Annotated in this window: 17 protein-coding genes; 6 read left to right on the forward strand and 11 right to left on the reverse strand. The window is 69.7% G+C overall.

Annotation, left to right across the window (positions count from 1 at the left end):
- Positions 1-4: 4 nt before the first annotated feature.
- From BLU09_RS26325 to BLU09_RS26335, 3 genes are read right to left on the reverse strand one after another with little or no spacing between them, the layout of a single operon-like run.
- Complete coding sequence (locus BLU09_RS26325; RefSeq protein ID WP_090492263.1) at positions 5-865, reverse strand: hypothetical protein; 861 nt, start codon at positions 863-865, stop codon at positions 5-7.
- Entirely contained in the window at positions 862-1452 is a 591-nt protein-coding gene (locus BLU09_RS26330; protein ID WP_090492265.1) for a DUF350 domain-containing protein, read from the reverse strand. Before BLU09_RS26330 ends, BLU09_RS26325 begins: the two co-directional genes overlap by 4 nt.
- Before the next feature lie 12 nt (positions 1453-1464).
- Positions 1465-2073: a CAP domain-containing protein gene (locus BLU09_RS26335; protein ID WP_244172038.1), complete on the reverse strand. Its 609-nt coding sequence runs from the start codon at positions 2071-2073 to the stop codon at positions 1465-1467.
- On the opposite strand from BLU09_RS26335, the gene BLU09_RS38910 reads away from it, so the two are divergent.
- Together BLU09_RS38910 and BLU09_RS26340 are read left to right on the forward strand one after the other, a co-directional pair.
- Positions 2072-2440, forward strand: coding sequence for a hypothetical protein (locus tag BLU09_RS38910; RefSeq protein WP_167371157.1), 369 nt, complete (start codon positions 2072-2074; stop codon positions 2438-2440). The two genes, BLU09_RS26335 and BLU09_RS38910, sit on opposite strands and share 2 nt — an antisense overlap.
- A gap of 65 nt (positions 2441-2505) precedes the next feature.
- Positions 2506-3771 (forward strand): MFS transporter, encoded by a 1266-nt coding sequence (locus tag BLU09_RS26340; protein WP_244172039.1) that lies wholly within the window; start codon positions 2506-2508, stop codon positions 3769-3771.
- A gap of 4 nt (positions 3772-3775) precedes the next feature.
- Here the strand turns inward: BLU09_RS26340 and BLU09_RS26345 are convergent, their stop codons facing one another.
- Genes BLU09_RS26345 through BLU09_RS26355 form a run of 3 tightly spaced genes read right to left on the reverse strand, consistent with a single transcriptional unit; the run spans position 3776 to position 5760 of the window.
- The gene (locus BLU09_RS26345) at positions 3776-3937 is read right to left on the reverse strand and encodes a hypothetical protein (RefSeq protein WP_244172040.1); all 162 of its coding nucleotides are present in this window, start codon (positions 3935-3937) and stop codon (positions 3776-3778) included.
- A gap of 7 nt (positions 3938-3944) precedes the next feature.
- Entirely contained in the window at positions 3945-4835 is an 891-nt protein-coding gene (locus BLU09_RS26350; protein ID WP_090492268.1) for a phosphatase PAP2 family protein, read from the reverse strand.
- A complete protein-coding gene (locus tag BLU09_RS26355) occupies positions 4828-5760 on the reverse strand; it encodes a fatty acid desaturase family protein (protein WP_244172041.1) in 933 nt (310 codons plus the stop codon). Before BLU09_RS26355 ends, BLU09_RS26350 begins: the two co-directional genes overlap by 8 nt.
- A gap of 25 nt (positions 5761-5785) precedes the next feature.
- Between BLU09_RS26355 and BLU09_RS26360 the strand changes: the two genes are divergently transcribed.
- Genes BLU09_RS26360 through BLU09_RS26370 form a run of 3 tightly spaced genes read left to right on the forward strand, consistent with a single transcriptional unit; the run spans position 5786 to position 8369 of the window.
- Positions 5786-6775 carry a DUF3419 family protein gene (locus BLU09_RS26360; RefSeq protein ID WP_090492271.1) on the forward strand — a complete coding sequence of 330 codons (990 nt, stop codon included), beginning with the start codon at positions 5786-5788 and terminating at the stop codon, positions 6773-6775.
- On the forward strand, positions 6772-7692 hold the full coding sequence (locus tag BLU09_RS26365) for an N-acetyltransferase (RefSeq protein WP_090492273.1): 921 nt from the start codon (positions 6772-6774) through the stop codon (positions 7690-7692). Before BLU09_RS26360 ends, BLU09_RS26365 begins: the two co-directional genes overlap by 4 nt.
- Complete coding sequence (locus BLU09_RS26370; RefSeq protein WP_090492275.1) at positions 7662-8369, forward strand: iron-containing redox enzyme family protein; 708 nt, start codon at positions 7662-7664, stop codon at positions 8367-8369. The genes BLU09_RS26365 and BLU09_RS26370 overlap by 31 nt, the downstream gene beginning before the upstream one ends.
- Here the strand turns inward: BLU09_RS26370 and BLU09_RS26375 are convergent.
- Both BLU09_RS26375 and BLU09_RS26380 read right to left on the reverse strand, forming a co-directional pair.
- Positions 8366-9445 (reverse strand): aquaporin, encoded by a 1080-nt coding sequence (locus BLU09_RS26375; protein ID WP_090492277.1) that lies wholly within the window; start codon positions 9443-9445, stop codon positions 8366-8368. The genes BLU09_RS26370 and BLU09_RS26375 overlap by 4 nt on opposite strands.
- Before the next feature lie 180 nt (positions 9446-9625).
- Positions 9626-10993 (reverse strand): glycosyltransferase family 39 protein, encoded by a 1368-nt coding sequence (locus BLU09_RS26380; protein ID WP_090492279.1) that lies wholly within the window; start codon positions 10991-10993, stop codon positions 9626-9628.
- A 115-nt stretch (positions 10994-11108) separates the two neighbouring features.
- Here BLU09_RS26380 and BLU09_RS26385 point away from each other — a divergent pair, with 115 nt between their 5' ends.
- Entirely contained in the window at positions 11109-13199 is a 2091-nt protein-coding gene (locus BLU09_RS26385; RefSeq protein WP_090492280.1) for a thioredoxin domain-containing protein, read from the forward strand.
- A gap of 22 nt (positions 13200-13221) precedes the next feature.
- On the opposite strand, the gene BLU09_RS26390 is transcribed toward BLU09_RS26385, so the two are convergent.
- The 3 genes from BLU09_RS26390 to BLU09_RS26400 form a co-directional block, all read right to left on the reverse strand.
- Positions 13222-14721, reverse strand: coding sequence for a transglutaminase-like domain-containing protein (locus BLU09_RS26390; protein ID WP_186817943.1), 1500 nt, complete (start codon positions 14719-14721; stop codon positions 13222-13224).
- Positions 14722-14784: 63 nt separating this feature from the next.
- Complete coding sequence (locus BLU09_RS26395) at positions 14785-15252, reverse strand: GNAT family N-acetyltransferase (protein WP_011555903.1); 468 nt, start codon at positions 15250-15252, stop codon at positions 14785-14787.
- A complete protein-coding gene (locus tag BLU09_RS26400) occupies positions 15164-16243 on the reverse strand; it encodes a D-alanine--D-alanine ligase family protein (RefSeq protein ID WP_090492284.1) in 1080 nt (359 codons plus the stop codon). Before BLU09_RS26400 ends, BLU09_RS26395 begins: the two co-directional genes overlap by 89 nt.
- Positions 16244-16297 lie beyond the last annotated feature (54 nt).

The following is a 16297-nucleotide window of genomic DNA, read 5'->3' on the forward strand; positions in this document are numbered from 1 at the left end:
GGCGTCAGCCCGCGGTGTCCGGGCCTCCGTTGAGGGGCAGCACCTTCCACAGCCGGGGCTTGTCGTATTGGGGCGGAATCATGCCCAGCGGCCAGCCCTGGGCGGTGACCTCCGCGTACTGGTAGCTGCGTCCGGCGTAGCGCAGCGCCGTGCCCTTGCCGGGCAGCCCCACGCCCACCGCCGCGTGGGACAGCGGGTCGGAGTACAGCACCACCGCGTCGACTCCCGCCTGCCGCAGCAGCATCACCGCGAGCACCGCCTTGGAGTCGCAGTCGCCGCGATTCTCGGCGGGGACCAGCGCCGGCGGGACGATGCCGAAGGCCTCGTGCTCCGGCAGTTCGTAGTCGATGCGCTGCACGAAGCCGAGGATGAGCTGCGTGGCCTGCGCGGCGTCCAGCCTCCGCTCGCGGATGGAGGCGACGAAGGCGTCACCCAGCCTCCGCACGGGCTCGGCGTTGGTGCGCATCAATTCCTCGTAGATGCAGCGCATGTCGGCGCTACAGCCGGGCGGTGCGTTGAACGAGAAGCGCTCCCTGCCCAGTGAGCGGTAGTGCAGCTGGCGGCCCAGCGCCGCGTGTTCGTCCGCCAGCGTCTGGGCCAGCGCCGTCCCCAGGCCGTAGGAGACGTGGTGCTCGGGGGGCTGGATGTTGTCCGCTCGCCAGTCGTAATCACGAGCCCGCTGCGGTGAGGTGCCCGGCGGGAGCAGCACCAGTCCCAAATCCACCGCGCGGGCGCCGCTGGGATGGCCGGGCTCCGGTGGCGCGATGTCCATGCCCGCCAGGTGGCCCAGCGTGCCCAGGCCGCAGCAGCAGAAGCAGCTGGCGAGGCCCACCACGCCGAGCATCCACTTGAAGAACGTCTTCACGCGGGCGCGCGCAGCGTCCCTTCAGGGAGCTGGGGGAAGGGGATGAGCCCGTTGAGCGCCGCCTGGAGACCCGGGGCGGTCAGCAGCGCCAGCACCAGCAGGATGGCGGAGAGGATGAGCGCCGCCGCGACGTTGCCCTTGCGCACCTCCGCCAGCTCGTCGATGCCCGGCGTCATCCGGTCGAACAGCAGCACGCCCGTGCCGAGCACCGTGACGCCCACGCCCAGTGACAGCCCGACGTGCAGGACGGCCACCGCGACCAGCCGGCCCACGACCAGCAGGTGCAGGGGCGGATTCTGCACGGTGAGGTCCAGCGCGTCCGACGTGGCCTGCACCGCGTGCTGTACCAGCACGCCCAGCGACACCAGGCTGGCGGCGTGGACGAGGCAGGCGGCGACGTTGCCCTGGCGCAGCTCCTCCACGGGGTTGGCGCCGAGGATGCGGCTCAGTCCACGCAGCGCGAGCCAGATGCCCAGCGCGGCGACGAGGCCGCCGAACACCACCTTGATGAGACCGACGAATAGCAGGACGAGGTCCATGACGAACGAGGCGAGCCGGGCGCCCTGGATGAGCGCCCGGCCACGCATTCTAGCCCGGTGTTACTGCCGGCCGAAGGACTGCGTCCAGTAGTGCCGGTACGTGCTGCTCGGCGCGTTGAAGTAGCCGACGCCAATCTCCAGCAGCGCCGGGTTCATGATGTTGTTGCAGTGCCCGGTGCTGGTCATCCAGCCATTCACCACGGCCAGGGCCGTGGAGTAGCCGGCCGCGATGTTCTCCGCGGCGTTGCGGTATGTGTAGCCCGCCCAGTTCATCCGCTGCCAGGGCGTGGAGCCGTCCGAGCCCGTGTGGCTCATGAAGTTGTTGGTGCCCATGTCCTTGGAGTGCTTGCGCGCCGCACACCGCAGCTGGGGGTTGTTGCTGAGCGCGGGCGCGGGCGGCTTGGCCACGCCGCCACAGACGGCCCCGGCGGCGCGGCGCTCGTTGACGAGCACGAGCACCTGGTCTTCCAGGGCCGTCCACGCCGAATTCCACGTCGTCACGTCGTCGCAGTACGCGGCGGCGGTGACAGTGGCGGACCCTTCCTGCGTCTCCATTGGCGGGATGACAACGCCTTCTCCAGCGGGCGTCTCAGGGGTGGTCTCCGGCTCACCACAGCCGGTGAACATCGCGGCACCCAGGACAGCGACAGCAAGAAAACGTGAGTTCATGACTGCTCCTTTCCACGGGGTGTGGAGCGCCATCCTCTCGCTTCACATGCCCGCATCGAAAGGCGCTGTCCGCATTCACGCCGGCGAACGCCTGCTCGTGTGCCTGGCGCACGTCGATGGCCTTCAAAAGCGCTGCGTCTCTGCCCGTCGCGAAGTCTTCCGTGATGGGCACAATCGCTCCATTCGGGACAATTCCCACGCCATGGAATGTGCAGCGGTCGGGACGAAGAACTTCCATCCCGGTGTACATGAACCGGAAGCTGCCCGGGCGCACCAGGTGGGTGATGGTGTCGTGGGTGTCCGCGCTGCGCTGCCCCATCACCGCGAACCGGGCCGGATGCCCGTCTGTCCGTGGCTGGAGAATTGAAGCCCGCCACGCGTCTCCTCTACGGTGTCAGCGCCTGCTTCCGGAAGGGTGGAGACGCGCGGCGCATGTCGGCTCCAGCGAGTGATTCAAACGCCCGCGAGCGCGGGACAGGGGCCCTGCCGTTGCTGCGCCACCACCCGGCGTTCCGGGCCTTGTGGGGCGCGCGAGTCCTCTCCTTCACGGGGGATGCGCTCAGCCTGGTGGCGCTCATGCTGTATGTCGCGGAGCAGACGGGGCAGGCGCTGGCTGTCTCCCTGTTGCTGCTCGTGGGGGACTTCGCACCCGCCTTGCTGGGGCCGCTCACCGGGGCCATCAGTGACCGGTTCGACCTCAAGCGAGTGATGATTGCCTGTGAGCTGCTCCAGGGCGCGCTCCTGGCACTCATCGCGCTCACGATGCCGCCACTGCCGGTGCTGCTGGCGCTGGTCGCCGCGCGAGCGATTGCCGGACAGGTGTTCCAGCCAGCCTCCCGGGCGGTGGTGCCCGCGTTGGTGCGGAGCGAGGACCTGGAGGCCGCCAACGCCAGCGTGGGCTTCGGGACGCAGGCCGCCGAAGCGTTGGGGCCGTTGCTCGCGGCGGCGATGTTTCCGCTCGTGGGGCTCCAGGGCGTGCTGTTGGTGGACGCGGCGTCCTTCTTCCTGTCCGCGGGCTTGTTGGTGGCGCTGCCGTCCGTGCCGCCCGGGCATGACGGCGCCGCGCCGCCCGTGTCGTTGTTCCGGCAGGCACGGGATGGGCTCGTCTACCTCTGGCGGGCGCGGGTGGCCCGCGTCGTCGCGTTGGGCTTCTGCGCCGTGGTGGCCTTCAACGGCGTGGATGACGTGGCGCTGGTGTTGCTCGCGAAGGACACCTTCCAGGCAGGGGACTCGGCGGTGGGGTTGCTGCTGGGCGCGGTGGGGCTGGGCCTGGTCGCGGGCTACGTGCTGATGGCGCGGCTGGGCGCGGGGGCGGCGATGCCGGTGATGCTGGTGCTGGGCTTCGCGGTGAGCAGCATGGGCAACCTGCTGACCGGCTTGGCCTGGGCCGTCTCCGCGGCGTTCGCGATGCAGGCCGTGCGCGGTGTGGGCATCGCCGCCATGGATGTGGCCAGCCACACGCTCATCCAGCGCTGGGTTCCGGCTGGGATGCGGGGGCGGGTGTTCGGCAACTTCTACGGTGCCATTGGTGTGGCGGCGGGGCTGTCCTACGTCGCGGGAGGATTGTTGCTGGACGCGACGTCCGCGCCAGTGACGCTGCTGGTGGTGGGGGCGGGTGGAATGCTCGCGACCGTCGTGGTGGCGTGGCGGCTTCCGGGCGCGCTGCGGACAAGCGCCGCAACGCGCGAACCGGATTGACGCCTCAGACGAGGCGCTTGCCTTTCACGAACGCCAGCCCCACCGGGTTGCCCCGGTAGTGGATGGGGGCGAGCATGATGCGGCGGATGCGCCAGCCCTCGGACGTCTTCTCCACGTCATGCGTGGAGCGGATGACCACGGTCCATTCCTGCTGCAAGGCGCGCATCGGACTGTCACCCGACGCCTACCGTCGGCGCTTCGCGCTTCGATAGCGCCGTCCGCGCCTCCCAGCGAGCCAGAAGCCGGGGGAAGCAGGCGCGAAACCCCATGAACCACACGGCGCCCGCAAGCAGGTCCACGGCATAGTGGTAACGCAGCACCAGCGTGGACATGAGGATGGCCACGGCGACGGGCACCATCAGACGGAATCGCCACGGGTGCTGGCGCCGGTCGTGTTCGAGCAGCACCAGCGTGATGTACGTGTGCAGGCTGGGGAAGAGGTCGTAGGTGGACGAGCCGCTCGCCACGACGGCGGCATTCAGTTGTGTGAACCATCCGCCCTCGATGGGGAGGGTGAACAGCTCCGGCCAGGCGGCCACGGGCCCGATGGCGGGCATCAAGTAGTAGCCGACGATGCCCGGGACATAGGCGGAGAAGACGTCGATGAAGAAGCGCTCCGCCCGTGCACGGGGCCCCACCAGCGCCCAGGCCATGGCGAGGTGCAGGTAGCCGTGGAACGCCAGATAGCTGGCACTGAAGAACTCGTTGACCCAGGGTGTGCTCCACCGCTGGAGCCAGGCGGCTGGGGTGATGCCGAACAGGAACACGTCCGCGGACAGGAGCCAGGCGTCACGCGTCACGAGCCCCAGCGCGGGGACGGCCTGCTTCACGGAGGCATAGAAGAAGAACGTCGCGACGTAGGCGAGCAGCAGCCGTGCCCGGAAGACATGGGCCACTGCATCCAGTCGCGCCAGCAGCGCCACGCTGGCCATGAACAGCACCGTGCCGCCAACGGCTTGCACGGTGGCCGCCGCGGAGACTCCCGCGACGAACACCAGCGCCGTCGAGAGGGCGATGCCGAACGCCGCGAGCAGGACTTCGTGCGGGTACAGCCGCTCAAGCATCGGGCGTGGCGGGTTTCGCCCCTCGGATGAGCGAACCGGAGAGGACGCCGCGCACGAACGAGAAGTAGGACGGGATGAAGGGCGCCCCCTGCGCGACGAGGTCCGCGCGCAGCGTCCGGTGCAGCTCGGGCAGGTTGTACCAGGGCACCCGAGGGTACAGGTGGTGCTCCAGGTGGTAGTTCTCGTTGCACATGAAGAAGCGCGTCACCGGGTTCGACAGGATGGTCCGGGAGCCTCGGACCGGGTGCGTGCTCTCTGGCAGGAAGGTGTGCTGGCTCATGCCCCGGACGTTGACCAGGGTGTTGAGGAGGAGCATCGGAATCGCCCAGGCATGGAGCAGCACCTGTCCGGGGATGAAGATGACCGCGGCCGTCAGGCTCGCGACGGCCAGCGCCACTTCGAACATTACCCATCGGCGCTCGGCGGTCGTTCCCTGTCGCCAACCCAGGATGGGAATCATCGTGATGTACGCGGGGTAACCGAGCAGCAGCCGGCCCACATGCATCAACAGCTCCAGCCACCGCCGACCCGTGTAGTTGGCGTAGTGGTCCGGGTCCTTCCCTCCGCCCAGGTCGGCATGGTGCTTCAGGTGCAGCACCTTGTAGGCCGCGTAGTTCTGCAACACCGGGAGCGCGCAGGCGATGCCACCCAGCCGGTTCAACCAGGGCCGCCGCGCGAGGCCACCGTGGACGGCCTCGTGGGTGAACAGGCTGATGCCATGCAACGACGCCGCGGCGATGAGGTACAGCGGGGCGCGAGCGAGCCAGTCTGTCCAGGCCGCATCCCGCGCCGCGAGCACCACGGACAGCGCCGCCGCGCCCAGGTAGAGCATGAGGAACACGGCGAGCCGCGGAACGTGCCGCGCATCGACCTGCTCCAATTCACGCAACTGCGAAGGGGTGAGGGATTCTGTCGCGAGCGGCATGGGGGTTCCGAGGTAGAACCATGCCATGGAACCTGGCCTGGTTTCGACGCCGCCCCTTCGCTTGAAGTTCGCCGTTGTCCGGGAGGATGCCGCGCTGGAGCTGGCGCTCGTCGAGCGCACGCGGGCACGGGCCGTGCTCACGGTGGCCTCGGGAGGCTGCACGCTCCTCACCCTGGCGCGGCGGCATCCAGCGCTCGAGCTGGTGGGCTTCGATTTCAACCCGCGTCAGCTCGCGCATGTCCGGGAGAAGGCAGCGGGGCTCGGCCGCCTTCCGCTGTCGCGCTACAGCGTGGAAGCGGAGGACGCGGCGGCCCTGAATCAGCGCGGCGAATTTGAGGGGCTCTTCCGCACGCTTCGCCGCTTCATCGAGGAGTTCGTCGCGCCTGCGCTCGAGCTCGCCGCGTTCTTCGCGCCGGCCACCACGGCCTCACAACGCCGGGAGGCCTGTGCCCGCTGGTTCGCCTCGCCCTACTGGCCCGTGGCCTTCGAGCTGGCCCTGGCGGCGCCGCTGCTGAACACCATGTTCGGACCCGCGGCGACACAGCATGCCGAGCCCGGCTCATATCCTGGCTATTTCCAGGCGGTCTTCGAACGCGGGCTCCAGCGGGAGGATGCTCCTCGAAATCCCTTCCTCCAGCACGTGCTGCTCGGCAGGTACCTGCGTGAGGATGCCCCCGAGTACCTTCGGGCCGAAGGCCCGCTGGCGCTGACGCTCGTCCAGGGCTCCTTGCCGGATGTGCCGCGCCTGGACCGCTTCGACGTCATCTCGCTCTCCAACATCTTCGACTGGTCGGAGGACGCGCTGGTGGCGGAGTGGGCGGGGTTGCTCGCGCGTGAGGCACGGCCCGGTTGCGCCGTCCTCATCCGTCAGCTCAACAACCGCCGGGACCTTCGCCGCTTCTTCCAGCCCGCCTTCAGGTTCGATGACGCGCTCGGCGCGGAGCTGCTTGCCAGGGACCGGAGCCTGTTCTACGAGCGCATCGAGGTCGGCTTCCGCGTGCCAGACAGCCCATGAGTGACGTGCGCTTCATCGTTGCCCGGCCCGACTCGCTCGGGCCCTATGTCGAGCGGCTGCGCCTGCTGGAGCGTGAAATCCTCTATCCCCTCGCGGATGGGGCCGACCACTTCTTCATCGACCATGGGCCCGGGTACCACCCGTTCTTCTCCTCCATGGGAGAGGCGTACTTCCTGCTGGCGCTCCGTGGCGACGACCTGCTCGGCTCCGTGACGGGGGTGTTGCGCCCGGTGTGGCACGGGACGCGGAAGGTGGACGCGCTCTACATCTGCGACCTCAAGCTGGCGAAGCACGCGCGGGGCTCCGGGCTCTCCACGAAGCTCCTGCTCCAGGGCCTCAAGCACCTCTTCCTCATTCCCCCGCTGCGTCGGATTCGTTTCCTCTACGGCGCGGCCATGCGCGGCGCCCGGGGCGACGTGATGCGCATCGCCCGTGGGTGGAATCCGCTGCGCATGGGGCGCCCCGCGAGCCAGCTCGCGCTCTACTTCGTGCCGCCCGCTCGGCTTCAGGCGTTGGAGACGCGGAGTGCACCCCCGCGCCCCACGGGAGCAGGGCTCCGCCTGGGGCCCGCGCCCGCCAGGACGCTGGAAGGGGCGGGGTGGTGCACCACGGCGGGGGCCAAGGACCTTCAGCGGCTGTCCACGGGTCGCCCGTGGCCCCTGGTCCACCTGTCGGCGCCGCCTGAAGCCTGGACGCACGGTTGGGGCGAGTACCTTCGGACCTGCGGTGTGGAGCTGGCGGCGCTCGGGGAGGAGGCGCTCGCCTGCTTCAGCATCGACGAGCGGCTGGAGGACCACGTCCACTGGCTGCGAGAGGCGGGCATCGCTCCTGATTCGGTGTGCACCGTCTATTCTCTCGACCTCTCCTTTCCTGTCAGAGCGCCAGCATGGGTGCACCTTCCCTCATCCGAAATCTGAAGCTGCGTCAGCACATCGCCGGGCTCAAGGCGGAGTGGAACGCATTGGATGCGCCCTACCTGCGCGCGCTGAGAGACGGCACCTTCTCGCGGGAGGACTTCGTCGAAACGCAGCTCCAGTTCTCCTCCGCGGTGGCGCACTTCTCCAGACCCATGGCGATGCTGGCCAGCCGGCTGCCTCAGCCCCACCAGCGGCTGCCATTGGTGGAGAACATCTTCGACGAGCACGGACGCGGCACGTTGGCTCACGGCCACGAGCGCACGTTCCACCTGCTCCTCTCGCGCCTGGGCGTTGAGACCGCTCGCGTGGAGCACCATGTGACCTGGCCGGAGGTGCGTGCCTTCAACGTCGCGCTCACCGGCATCGCCGCGTTCGAGGGGCCGCTCACGGGGCTCGCCGTGTTCGGCATCATCGAGGACCTGTTCAGTGGCATCTCCCTGGACCTGGGCCGCGGCATCGTCGCGCGGGGCTGGCTCCAGCATGGCGAGGTGGTGCACTACCCCACGCACGCGGACCTCGACGAGGAGCACGCGGAAGGCTTCTACCGGCAGCTGGATGCGCCCTACGAGACGGACGCGGGGGCCGCCGAGATTGAGCAGGGCCTGACGTTGGGCGGGCACCTCTTCCTGGGGCTGTACGACGCGCTGTTCCGGGCGCGTCACCGCCGGCTGGGTTAGGGCCGCGGCCCGCTGGGGCCTTCTCGCGCCGCGTCTCCGACGGCGTGGAGCCGCAGCCAGCCCCGGTTTCGGAGGAGTTGGCGGATGGGGGCTCGGAGCTCCGCGCGGAGCCGGGGCTCCTCGGTGGTCACCGCGTCGGCGGGGACCCGCAGTTGCCAGGAGACACCGTCAGGGTGTGATGGCTCGGAGGGTTCTCCCGCGAGCACCAGCCGGACGATGAGCGGTGGCAGGTCCGAGTCATCGCCAGCGCGCCATTGCGTCGTGGCCCGCGCGCGCTGGGGCGAGGCCAGGTGGTTGAAGATGCCCACGGCCTGCTGCGCGACCTCCGGCCGCGAGCATTTGAAGACGATGGACCAGACGCGGGCCTGCTTCATTCGTGGCGCCCGCTGCAACCAGCGGAAGAGCAGCACCGCGAGCGCGGCGCCCAGCAGTTGCGCGGCGATGATGGACTCCACGTCCATGGAGTGCATGGCACTGGGGCGGGTGCTGAACGCCCGGGCGAGGATGAGCGCCGGGTTCGCCAGGGCCCGGGAGTCGGTGAACCAGACGGTGGCGGCCAGATAGCCGGCGACGACCAGTGGAATCGCGGTGGGGCGATTCCGCACGCAGCCGCGCACCATGACGAGCAACCCGAAGGTGGACACCAGCTCCGTGACGAACTGCGCCAAGCTGGCCGCGGGCGCACTCGCGCCGACGAGCATCGGCTCGTGACACATGACGTGGGCCACCCACCGGCCCGCGACGGCGCCGCCCACCTGCGCCAGCACGTACAGCGGCACGTCGCGCCACGGTGTGCCGTCTTCGAGCGCATCCGCGAAGGTGAGCGCGGGATTGAAGTGCGCGCCCGTGAGCGGTTGAAGCACGTAGGCCAGACATGCCAGCACCGCGCCCGCCGCCAGGGACATGAAGAGGCGCCCATCCGTGGCGCTCACACCCAGGTGCTCGGCGCCATGGTGGGCGCCCTCCAGCGCGACCACGAGCAGTCCGCAGCCCAGGGCCTCCACCACGAGCCGCCGGGAGCGGTTCATCCGGGCCACGTCATCCGGCGCGGCAGGGGACTGGAATGCGTGCGTCACGGCGAAGCCCCTCCTGGAAGCAGGTCCGCGGGCCCCCGGGAGAGATCGGCTCCTCCACCGCACCTGGAGCCGGAAACCTAGGGCTCACCCGTGGCACCGTCAAAGGCAGGGGGCCAGACTGCCCGTCGGTGAACAAGGCCGGTTGGCCAGGGGTGGAGGCATTGCGCCCGTGGTCGGCGCTCAGGGCTTGCGCGCTCGCAGCCGCCACACCTGGAAGGTGTGTAACCGTCGCCCACGAAAGTCACCGAAGAACTCCACGGGGCCTTCCACCGTGGTGAAGCGAGAGGTCAGCTCCTCGGGGGGCTGCGCTCCGCCTTCGCTCACCCACAGGACGTCCTGCCCGGGCGTCACGTCCGGGTCGGCCCAGAGGTCATACTGGCTGAAGCGGGCCGGCGCCCCCGTCTTCGTGAGCCGCCGCGCGTAGTAGGCCACCTGGGACGCCAGTTGGTAGTTGGGCGCGTAGACGGCGGCGACGTTGTCGGGCGTCAGCTCCGGGAACAATCGCTGCGGCGTGGCCAATTCGCGCAGCACGCTCCAGCCGTGCGTCCGCCACAGCGCCCTGTCCCGGCGGAAGTGGAGCACGGGGAAGAGCAGGTGCGAGCCCACCACCAGCACCACCGCCAGCCCGCTGAACGCCGCCGCGCGCTGCCAGATGGGCCGCATGCCCGCCACGCCCACGCAGGCCGCGAGGTACGCCGCGGACGGCCAGTTGGCCTCGCCTCGGGTGCGCAGCGACGCGTAGCCGAAGAAGAGCAGGGGGACGCAGGCCGCCATGCGCAGCAGGAAGTGCTCGCGCGGACCGCGCACGCCGTACACCAGCGCGAGGGGAAAGAGCACCGGTCCTCCCAGGGCGAGCTGGCCCGCGAGGAACTCACCGAAGGTGCTCCAACTGCTGCGCCAGTCGCGGCCCAGACCATGGCTGAGCTGGAAGGCGAAGCCCACCCAGTCATGGCCCGCGTTCCAGAACACCACCGGCGCGAAGAAGGCGCCCGCCAGCGTCGCCGTGCGCCACGCGCCCCAGGGCATCCGCCGCGCTCGCACCGTGGTGATGAGGAACGCCACGCCCAGCAGCACGGCCGGGTACTTCGACAGCAGGGCGCACCCTCCGGCCAGTCCCGCCAGGACCCATCGCTCCCGCCACAGGGCCCACAGGGCCAGCGTCCAGAACAGGAGCAGGGGCGAGTCGGGCGTGGGCCACACGCCGGCCACCGCGCCCGCGGGGACGACGCTCCACAGCGCCGCCGCCCGCCAGGCCATCGCCGCGTCGCCATGGACGTCGCGCGCCAGCCGCCACACCGCGGCCACCGTCCCCACGCCGCACAGCATCGCCGTGCCCTCGATGCCCAGCAGGGCGATGTGCCAGGCCACCAACGGTGGATGGTCGAAGTAGCCCCAGTCGAGCTTGCGGGCCCATTGCCAGTAATAGGCGGTGTCGAAGTAGACGTCCGTGCCCAGCACCAGGGCGAGCCGCGCCGCCATCGCCACGCCGAACAGCGCCACGCAGGTCTTCAGACTGAGGCCCGTCGAGGCGGGAGACGGCGGAGACACGGCGGCGACCTACTCCGTCCGCCCCTCTGTTGACCACCATCCCTCCAGTGCTTTCGGCTTGCCCGCCTTCACGCGGGTTCGTATCTCGACAGCCATTCCTCTTCCTGGAGTTCCGATGGCCACGCCCCCTCCGTCAGCTGACACTTCCAACCGTCTGGCCCGGGAACCCTCTCCGTATCTGCGCCAACACGCACACAACCCCGTGGACTGGTTCCCCTGGGGGGAGGAGGCGCTCGCGAAGGCGAAGGCGGAGAACAAGCCCATCCTGCTGTCCGTGGGCTACTCCGCCTGTCACTGGTGCCACGTCATGGCGCACGAGTCGTTCGAGTCACCCGAGACGGCCCGGCTGATGAACGAGGGCTTCATCAACATCAAGGTGGACCGCGAGGAGCGGCCAGACCTGGACCAGATTTATCAAGGCGTGGTGCAGCTCATGGGACAGGGCGGCGGCTGGCCGCTCACGGTGTTCCTCACGCCAGACCTGAAGCCCTTCTACGGCGGCACCTACTTCCCGCCGCAGGACCGCTATGGGCGCCCGGGCTTCCCCCGGCTGCTGATGGCGCTGCGGGACGCGTGGGAGAACAAGCAGGACGAGGTGCAGCGGCAGTCGGCCCAGTTCGAGGAGGGGCTCGGGGAGCTGGCCACCTACGGGCTGGAGGCCGCGCCCGCCGTGCTGACGGCGACGGACGTGGTGGGCATGGGCCAGCGCATGGCGAAGCAGGTGGACGCGGTCCACGGGGGCTTCGGCGGCGCGCCCAAGTTCCCCAACCCGATGAACTTCGCGCTGATGCTGCGCGCGTGGCGAAGAGGCGGGGGCGCGCCGTTGAAGGACGCGGTGTTCCTGACGTTGGAGCGCATGGCCCTGGGCGGCATCTATGACCAGTTGGGAGGCGGCTTCCACCGGTACTCGGTGGACGAGCGCTGGCTGGTGCCCCACTTCGAGAAGATGCTCTACGACAACGCGCAGCTCCTGCACCTCTACGCGCAGGCGCAGCAGGTGGAGCCGCGCCCGCTGTGGCGCAAGGTGGTGGAGGAGACGGTGGCCTATGTGCGCCGCGAGATGACCGACGCGGGTGGCGGCTTCTACGCGGCGCAGGACGCGGACAGCGAGGGCGAGGAGGGGAAGTTCTTCGTCTGGCGCCCGGAGGAGGTCCGCGCGGCCTTGCCGGAAGCGCAGGCGGAGCTGGTGCTGCGTCACTTCGGAATCAAGCCCGGCGGCAACTTCGAGCATGGCGCGACGGTGCTGGAGGTGGTGGTGCCCGTGGCGGAGCTGGCGCGGGAGCGCGGCGTCTCCGAAGACGCCGTGGAGCGCGAGCTGGCCGCGGCGAAGCAGACGCTCTTCGACGCGCGGGAGCGGCGGGTGAAGCCGGGCCGGGACGACAAGCTGCTGTCGGGATGGAACGGGCTCATGATTCGCGGGCTCGCGTTGGCCTCGCGCGTCTTCGGCCGGCCGGAGTGGGCGAAGTGGGCGGCGGACGCCGCGGACTTCGTGCTGGAGAAGGCGTGGGACGGGACGCGGCTGGCGCGCTCGTACCAGGAGGGACAGGCGCGCATCGACGGCTTCCTGGAGGACTACGGTGACCTGGCCTCGGGCCTCACCGCGCTCTACCAGGCCACCTTCGACGTGAAGTACCTGGAGGCGGCGGACGCGCTGGTGCGCCGGGCCGTGGACCTCTTCTGGGACGCGGAGAAGGCGGCGTACCTCACCGCGCCCCGGGGACAGAAGGACCTGGTGGTGGCGACGTACGGCCTCTTCGACAACGCCTTCCCGTCCGGCGCCTCCACGCTGACGGAGGCGCAGGTGGAGCTGGCGGCGCTCTCGGGTGACAAGCAGCACCTGGAGTTGCCGGAGCGCTACGTGGCGCGGATGCACGACGGGCTCGTGCGAAACGCCATGGGCTACGGCTACCTGGGCCTGGCGGCGGATGCGCTGCTGGAGGGCGCGGCGTCCGTCACCGTCGCGGGCGCGTCCGACGACGTGGCGCCGCTGCGGGCCGCCATGGACCGTGCCTTCGCGCCCACGGTGGCGCTGGCCTGGAAGGCGCCAGGGCAGCCCGTGCCTGCGTTGCTGCAAGGGACTTTCGAAGGACGTGAGCCCGTGAAGGGACGGGCCGCCGCCTACCTGTGCCGGGGCTTCGTCTGCGAGCTTCCCGTCACCGAGCCGGACGTGCTGACCCAGCGGTTGGCGGCGCTCACCGCCCCCTGAGCAGGGGCCGGCGCGGCCTGCGTCACTTGACGGCCGTCACCTTCAGCGCGCCGATGAGCGGCGTGATTTCGGCGTTGCCTTCCTTGCCGAAGGCGAAGTGCGTGGCGTCCGCCACCACCTGGTTGAAGGTGGGGTCCAGCTGGGTCCACTCGCCCACGAAGGCCTCCACCCATTCGTGCCAGTAGAGGGCGGGCACGCCGTCCTGGTTCACCATGTAGATGACGCCGTCCACGCGCCGGGCGGGCACGCCCGCCGCGCGCAGCAGCGCCACGGACAGGAGCGAGTGCTCCGTGCAGTCGCCCTTCTTCTGGCTCAGCACGTCCGTGGCCCGGTCCGCGCTGGCGCCGTAGTCCTTCTCCAGGTTGGTGTACACCCAGGTATTCACCTTCTGGGCGATGCGGTACGCGTCCTTCTCCGTCCCCACGAGCTGCTTCGCCAGCTCGCGGATGGCCGGCGCGTCGCTCTCCACCATGAGCGTGGACTTGAGGTTCTCCCCGCCCTCCGGGTCCTTCAGCGGCAGGGGCTTGCGCGTCTTGGGCGCGACGGCGGACAGCGTCACCTCCACGCTGCCATCCGGCTGCGGCTTGAACTGCTGGCGGTACGTCTGCTCCTGGAACTTCGCGGGCAGGCCCTGCACCACCAGCGTGACGTGGCCGGGCACGGTGCGCGCGGACTCAGGCAGCGGCTTGGGCAGCACCACGCGGGTGAGGCCGAAGACTTCCACCAGGTCCAGCCGCTTCGCGACGGCCTCCGTCTCCTTCCGAGCCTGCATCGTCGTGCCGTAGTCCACCAGCACCATCTCCCCGCGCTGGGTGATGTACGAAACGACGGGGACCTTCTCCTTCTCCGACACGGTGACGGCCTTGCCCAGCTTCACCTGCACGCCGTTGATGGTCCGCTGCTCCTCGGGCTCCACGGTGGTGGAGAGGCCGTAGGACTCCAGGTCCATTCCATCCAACGAGAAGCCCGTCACCTTCGCCTTGCGCAGCAGCGCCACGCGCGGCGGGTCGGCGTCCTCCACCCGCTCCTTCGTCGGAGGCCGCTTGGGCAGCGTCTCGTCGGGGCGGCCCGGGCGCTTGCGCACCACCTGGAAGCCGTCCGCGGTGGCCGTGCCCACCAGCGTTTGCGTGCCGCCGTCACCGGTCTGCTTCACGAGGAAGGACAGCAGACGCCCACCGGGCTTCGCCTCGTAGATGCGCTCCTCGTCATGCATGCGCTCCGACACGCGCGAGCCCACCATGGCCTTGAAGACGAGCTGGTTGGTCGTCTTCACCCGCGCGGGCTGGCCCGGCAGGACTTCCAGGTCGGTGAAGAGCCAGCCGACCTTCTTGTCCATGAGGTACAGGCCGAAGTACTCGCCGCCCTTGGGCCGGGCGGCCTTCACCACGTCGGAGACGGGAGCCTGTGTGGCAGTGGCCTTGGCGGCCGGGGCGGGCGCCCTCGCGAGCGCGGACGGTGCGCCCACCAGCAGGGCACACAGGGGCACGAGGGCCAGCAAGGTCGGTCGGTGCGTGCGAGTCATCGTGCCCCTTCTAACGAGGGAAGGGGCCATTGTCTTCACCCGCCCGGCCTGGCGGCGTGGGGATTACAGCCGCTTGGTGAGGATGATGAGGTCGTCCCCCACCTTGTAGAAGTCCCGGATGCGGGCCTCCTCGCCGTACTTCATGGAGGCGTAGAAGCCGCGCGTGGGGCCGTAGGCCTCGGTGGCGCTCGTCTCCACGCGGATGAGGCGCCCGTTGCGGCGGCGCAGGTCGCCCTCCATGGCGGACACCAGCGCCGCGCCTACGCCCTGGCCGCGAACTTCCGGTGCGGACGCAATCCAGTACAGGTCGTAGGTGTCCTCCGTCATCGGCGTGGGGCCGTAGCAGATGTAGCCCACGAGCTCGCCGTCGCGGTCCGCGACGATGATGGCGTAGTCCGTGTTGCCCGGCGTGAGCGTGGTGTTCGCCAGCTCGATGGCGACCTCAACCTCCTGCGGCGAGAAGGTTTCGATCTTTCGAATCAGGGCGGCGATTGGCGCCCGATCCTTTTCTTCGATGGGACGGATGTCCATGTGCTCTCTCGAGCGCGACCTCCACGAGCCGGGACGCCAGGGCCGGATAGTCCATTCCGGCGGCCAGGGCGGCCTTGGCGAACCCCGCGCTCGGATGAAGGTCGCAGTTGGGGTTGATGTCGATGACGTAGGGCACGCCCTCCGGGGATACCCGGAGGTCGACCCGTCCATAGTCCTGACAGTCCAGTGCTGCAAAGGCTTCCAGCGCGACCTGCACGCAACGGGACTCCAGGTTCGCGTCCAGCCGGCACAATCCGCTGGTGGTGTCCCGGTACTCCGCCGACGCCGCCTCCCACTTGGCGTTGTAGGAGACGATGTTGGGTCTGTCCTCGAACGTACGACCGAAGACGATTTCCGTCAGGGGCAGCGCCTGGCGCGGCCGGTTGCCGAGCAGCGGCACATAGATTTCCCGCCCGGGGATGAACTGCTCCACCAGGGCCGGCTGATGAAACTCACGGAGCACCGCGTCACAGGCGCGGACCAGCGCGGCGCGCTCATGCACCACGGACTCCGACGTCACGCCCATGCTGGCGTCTTCCCGCGCGGGCTTGACGATGAGCGGCCAGGGCAGGTCCACCGCCAGCGCATCCTCCAGGCGCTCCACCACGTGGAAGGGCGGCGTGGACACGCCGCGCGCGGTGAGGACTTCCTTCGCCTTGGGCTTGTGCAGCGCCAGCCCCAGGGACAGCGCGCTCGAGCCCGTGTAGGCCAGCCCCAGCGCGTCCAGCAGGCAGGGGATGGCCATCTCGCCCCGGCTGTCGGCCGCCAACGACTCGCAGAGGTTGACGACCAGGTCCGGCTGGCACCGGCGCAGGGTGTCCATGAAGTCGAGCCGGTCACCTTCGATGGCGAGCGGTTCGGCCAGGGTGTCGCCCCGGTTGAGGGCGTCCGCCATGGAGGAGACGACACGGACCACATCCTCCCGGGCCTCCCGCCCAGGGTCGTCCTCAAGGAGGTCGTGGTCGCGGTTGTGCAGCAGGATGATGTGCATTCGGTGGTGCGGAAGGGTTACCACGTCCCCTGCCTCCATCACAGTCCGCACGTG

Source organism: Myxococcus virescens, from assembly GCF_900101905.1.
GTDB lineage: Bacteria > Myxococcota > Myxococcia > Myxococcales > Myxococcaceae > Myxococcus > Myxococcus virescens.